Source organism: Kitasatospora phosalacinea, assembly GCF_000717185.1.
Lineage (GTDB): Bacteria > Actinomycetota > Actinomycetes > Streptomycetales > Streptomycetaceae > Kitasatospora > Kitasatospora phosalacinea_A.
Genome location: NZ_JNYE01000188.1, coordinates 1 through 4,599, shown reverse-complemented (window position 1 = coordinate 4,599; position 4,599 = coordinate 1). Strand labels below are relative to the sequence as shown.

The window sequence follows — 4,599 nt, the reverse complement described above, 5'->3', positions numbered from 1 at the left end:
TCGGGGTACTTACGTGGTGCTGGCACTGCAGGTGGTTCTCCTTACGCCTGGATCGTAACCCAGGCTTCAAGGACTCCACGAAGATCAGTGCAGCTCAAGGAGCGCAGTTCGTCAGCGACGGGCTCGAGTCCGAGGTAGGTGCGGTAGAAGCGGGGGACCGACCCGGCGAACGGCTCCGCGTCGAACCAGTCCGGCCGCTGGCTGCTCGCGGCCAGTTCCAGCAGTTTGCGCCTCTCCTGCTCATCCACCTCGTAGACGTCGGCGAGGGCTTCGACGATCTCGGCCGTGGCCGGCGCCTTCGCTGTCTCCAGGCGCGAGAGGGTGGAGTAGGACAGGGACGGGCAGGCTGCGCGCTGGGCGGCGCGGTCGAGCCCGAGGCCTTTGCGGTCGCGTGCCCGGCGAAGGCGCACTCCCAGGACCACCCGGTCCGCCGTGGGGCTGCCCGCCGACGCCTGCCCGGCCTGGTGGTGCAGCAGGAGGACGTTCGGGCGGCACGCAGTGTCCGCGTCTTCAAGGGCCGCCGGCCAGTGTCCGCTCTCCTTTCCAGCCGTTCCTGCACCACTCTTGCCGGCGGGTGGTTGGGGGATTTCGGAAGTGGCTGGCACGCGGACTCCGTACGGGAACTCGTCTGGCCCTGCAAAGGGCCTCATCATCCCATATGCGGGGCCCGCGCGCCGATGCACCGAATAACCTGCCGGTCAGATCATTCCACCCGGCGAAGGTATTGCGTCGAAGCTGCCCTTCAGGCGATCAAATGATCGAACTCGCTCTGCTTGGCACCGCCGAGGAACGCCCTGATCTCGCTGCGGGTGAAGACCAGTGCGGCCCCTTCGGGGTCCCGGGAGTTGCGCACGGCGACGCCTCCCGTCGGAAGGCCCGCGAGTTCGACGCAGTCCCCTCCGTTCCCGTGGCTCTCCTCGGCCTTGATCCAGATGGCACCCTCGATCGCCCCGGCCGGCATCCCGTTGGTGAAGCCCTGCATGTGACCTCCCTTTCCGACGTACACGACAGACGACCCCGGCGTCGCATCTACGGCCGAGACCGCCGCGCGGCCGTCTCCGGGGTGCTGCAATTGCAGCACCCCAGAGACCCGAATGCCAGCCGTTATTGCACCCGTCACCCGAACGGAATTTCGGGAGAAAAAATTACAATAATTCACAGCAGGGAATTGGGAATGCACTCAAATATTATTTTCCAGAGGCGGTCCGGTCCCTGTCCCCCGCCCGGGAGACCCGGCGGCCGCTGCGCCGCACACGGGGCCGCCTGCCGCTGCCCTGCACCGGGAGGCAGCGGAAGCGGAGCACCTGGTTCCTTTTCCGGTTCGGTCAGACCTCGGTCCTGCGGATGGAGCTGTTCGTCTTCGCGAGTGCCCACCGGATGAGGTCGCGGGTGAGTGCGCGCGAGGGGTCCTCGTCCGTGGCGTCCTGGATGTGGGAGGTGAGTTTGGCCCAGTTGCGGAAGTTGCCGTGGCAGCTGTCGTCGGCGAAGAGAATGAGCTCTTGTGGGTCCGCGTCGCGCCAGATCGGGTGGTAGACGGGGATGGCGCTCAGGACCTCCTTCGGGGACAGGGGCTTGAACTGCTGCCAGGTGTGGACGCGTGAGGCGAGCGCCCGGCGTTGGAGGATCTTCTGGCGGGTGTTCTCCGCGCCCACGAAGACGACGGCCATCTCGGTGGCGTCGTCGTTCCACAGGTAGAGGAAGTACTCGAGTGCGGTGGGGCTGAGCCAGTGCGCCTCGTCGCAGAGCAGGACGCGGGGCTCCTTCGCGAGTGCGCCCATGATGGCCTGGTCTGCTCCGTCGCTGGACTGCGGGGCTTCGCCGTCCAGGGCCAGGGCGCGCCACAGCGCACCGCGGATCTCGCTCATGTTGGCCCCTTGGCGGAACTGCAGGCGCAGCGTGTGGGGGGCGAGGGCGCGCAGGGCTGCGTGGACGGCGAAGGTCTTGCCGAGTCCGACGTCGCCGTGGATGCACATCATGGAGCGCCGGGTGATGGTCTTCTCGATGTCGGCGTGGGTGGTGCGGGCGGCGAGGGTGCCGATGGCGTTGGCGCCGTTCAGGCGCAGGTAGTGGTCGTGGCTCTCGGCGGGGATCCGCCCCGGCCGGTGTTCGGGGGCGGTGGCGGGGCGGTCGGGGTGGTCGTTCACGGCTGCTCCTTGGCCGGGGTGTTCTTCTCGGTTGCGGGTGGGTCGAGGGGGCTGGTCCAAGGGCCGGTGAGCTGGGGCGGGGTGATGAAGTCGGCCGGGTCGTGGTCGGTGTCGGTGGTGTGGGCGGTGTCGAGGTCGCGTAGTTGCTGCTGGGCCTCCTGGTGGGTGGTGGCGCCCAGTTGCAGGGGCGGTGCGGGGGTGGAGGCCGCGGCGTAGCGGGTGATGCGGTTCTTCTCGACGCTTTTGAGTTGGGCGCGCAGGCGGTCGGCTTCGCGTCGGCGGGTGCGTTGGATGGCGCGGATCAGGTGGGGGCCGGCCTGGTCGGAGAGGGTGGCGGAGCCGAGGTGCTTGCCGGTGTCGATGTCGTACAGCTCGACGGTGTGGTCGTGGTGGAGCAGGTGGCGCAGGTGGACTTTGGTGCCCACCAGTCCCTCCATCCAGTCGGCGATGTAGCGCCGTTTTCTCCAGCGGACTCCGTCGTTGTTGATCGTCAGCGGTGTGCCGTGGCGTTCGAGGGTGAAGGTGTGCAGGTCCTCGGTGTTGACGTCGTAGATGGGTGTGAGGTCATCAGCCCATGCCTGGGCGGGGGTTCGGCCGTTGAGGGAGTCGATGGTGTTCTCGTGGTTCCACCAGGAGACCCAGGTGCGGACGGCTGCGACGAACTCCTGGAAGGTGAGGTGGCTGTTCTCGTCGTCGGCGTGTTTGCCGTTGATGAGGCGCGGGCGTTTGGTGTGGCCTGGCATGGAGGGCAGGAGGGTGGTCTGGATCGCGCCGTTGACTGCTTCGACGGTGCCTTTCAGTTCGGGGTGGTAGGGGGGAAGGGGGGTCATCTCGACGGCGAAGGCGCCCAGCGCGTTGCCGACGGTGGTGCTGAGGAAGTCCTTGCCGCCGTCGACGCGGATGTAGGTGGGCAGGCCGCCGAAGGGCCCGTGCCGGTCGTCGCGCAGCAGGGCGTCGCGCAGGGCGACGAGGATGGACTCGCGGGTGGGGTACTGGGGGGTGACGGCCATGCCGCAGATGGCGCTGGTGGCGCAGTCGACGAACCAGGTGATCCAGGGTTTGCGCAGATTGCCGTCGATGTCGACCTTGACGTCGGCCTGCATGTGGTCGGTTTCCCAGGTGTCGTTGCGCCAGGTGCGGGGGCGGGTCCCGTGGATGCTGTAGCGGCGGCGGGCCCTTTCGCCTCCGCGCAGGCCGGCCCGGCGGCCGGGGGTGAGTTCCCGGTTGACGGCGCGGTGGAAGGTGGCCCGGGAGGGCAGTGGCGCGTCATCGGGCTTCGCTTCGGCTTTGAGTTCGCGGTAGGCGGCGGTGGCGTTGCCGTGCCATCGGGCGACGGCGTCGTGCATGGCGGGGGTGAGGGTGAAGCGGAGGCGGCCTGCGGGGGTGTAGGTGCCGTTGTTGGCGAGGGCGTTGGCGATCCAGCGCTGGACGGTGCGCCTGTCGACGTCGTAGGTGTCGGCGACGGTCTTGATGTGGTCGCCGGTGAGGGTACCGATGTCTTTGAGGTGGAGCAGGCGGCGTACGGATGCGGCGCGCAGGGTGGTGAGGTCCGCCGGGGGTTCGGGGCGGGGTCGGTCGGTGGGCACGGGTGCTCGTCTCCGGGTGCAGCGGTGTCGGGCAAGGTGGGCGCATCAGGCGGGGGCGAGGCTGAGCAGGCCCGCGCCGTAGGCCTTGGCGCGGCCGATGCCGCTGGTGACGGCGGTGCGCAGCAGGTCGGGGTCGGTGATGCGGGCGGTGCCGTCGAAGCGGGTCAGGGGGTGGAAGGGTCGAGGGTCGTCCGGGTTGTGGCGGGGGCCGGGTTGGGGGGTTGCGGTGGTGGTGAGGATGTCCAGTCCTGCCTGGGTGGAGTGGCGGTGCCACCAGGCGGTGGCAGCGGTGCCGGTCAGGGCGGTGAGGGTGCCGCGTGGGCGGCGCCCTTCGGCGGGGATGGGGCTGGGTTTGTACGTGGTGGGGTTGGCGGTGATGCGGTAGCGGACGGGGGTGCCTTGGGTGAGGGCGTGGAGCATGGCGGTGAGGGTGTGGTGGTGGGCGGTGCCGTAGCCGGGTGGCAGTGCGGCGAGTTGGGGGTGGCCGGCCATCTGGACGAGGAGGACGGGTTCGCTGTCGCGGTCGAGGCGGAACAGCAGGCCGGCTTCGCGGCGGGGGCTGGTGCCGAGGTGGTCGGGGGCCAGGCGCATGAGGGTGCGGTGGAGGCGGACGGGGTCGGCGAGGTCGGCCCGGACCATCTTGTGGTGGGGGTTGAGGCGGATGCGGGTCAGGGTGAACTCGGGCACGGGGTGTCCTTGAGCACGTAGCGAGTGAGGGCGTCGAGCGGACGGTGGCCGGCGTAGAGGTGGGCGGGGAGCGATTCGGTGGTGCGCCACAGCGGCCGGGGCAGGTGGAGGCGGTGGTGGGAGGTGAAATCGACTGGTTCGGCAGGCAGTTCGCTGTAGCGGTGGTCCGGGCGGGTGGGCGG

General features: G+C 69.3%; 5 protein-coding genes and 1 pseudogene. All 6 read right to left on the bottom strand.

Annotation, left to right across the window (positions count from 1 at the left end; all coding sequences use genetic code 11):
• Positions 1-41 precede the first annotated feature (41 nt).
• Complete coding sequence (locus OO57_RS41930; protein WP_158715378.1) at positions 42-605, bottom strand: helix-turn-helix domain-containing protein; 564 nt, start codon at positions 603-605, stop codon at positions 42-44.
• A gap of 137 nt (positions 606-742) precedes the next feature.
• Entirely contained in the window at positions 743-982 is a 240-nt protein-coding gene (locus tag OO57_RS37180) for a DUF397 domain-containing protein (RefSeq protein ID WP_033257284.1), read from the bottom strand.
• Positions 983-1,325: 343 nt separating this feature from the next.
• Positions 1,326-2,144 (bottom strand): ATP-binding protein, encoded by an 819-nt coding sequence (locus tag OO57_RS37175; RefSeq protein WP_033257282.1) that lies wholly within the window; start codon positions 2,142-2,144, stop codon positions 1,326-1,328.
• The gene (locus tag OO57_RS37170; protein WP_051778740.1) at positions 2,141-3,730 is read right to left on the bottom strand and encodes a Mu transposase C-terminal domain-containing protein; all 1,590 of its coding nucleotides are present in this window, start codon (positions 3,728-3,730) and stop codon (positions 2,141-2,143) included. Before OO57_RS37170 ends, OO57_RS37175 begins: the two co-directional genes overlap by 4 nt.
• 45 nt (positions 3,731-3,775) lie before the next feature.
• Entirely contained in the window at positions 3,776-4,417 is a 642-nt protein-coding gene (gene cas6e / locus OO57_RS37165) for a type I-E CRISPR-associated protein Cas6/Cse3/CasE (protein WP_033257281.1), read from the bottom strand.
• Positions 4,399-4,599, bottom strand: a pseudogene (locus OO57_RS37160) (hypothetical protein); the annotation flags it as partial. The pseudogene OO57_RS37160 and the gene cas6e, both read right to left, overlap by 19 nt.

Coding starts and splice junctions, on each gene's coding strand:
- OO57_RS37180 (WP_033257284.1), bottom strand. CDS start 982: ATGCAGGGCTTCACCAACGGGATGCCGGCCGGGGCGATCGAGGGTGCC.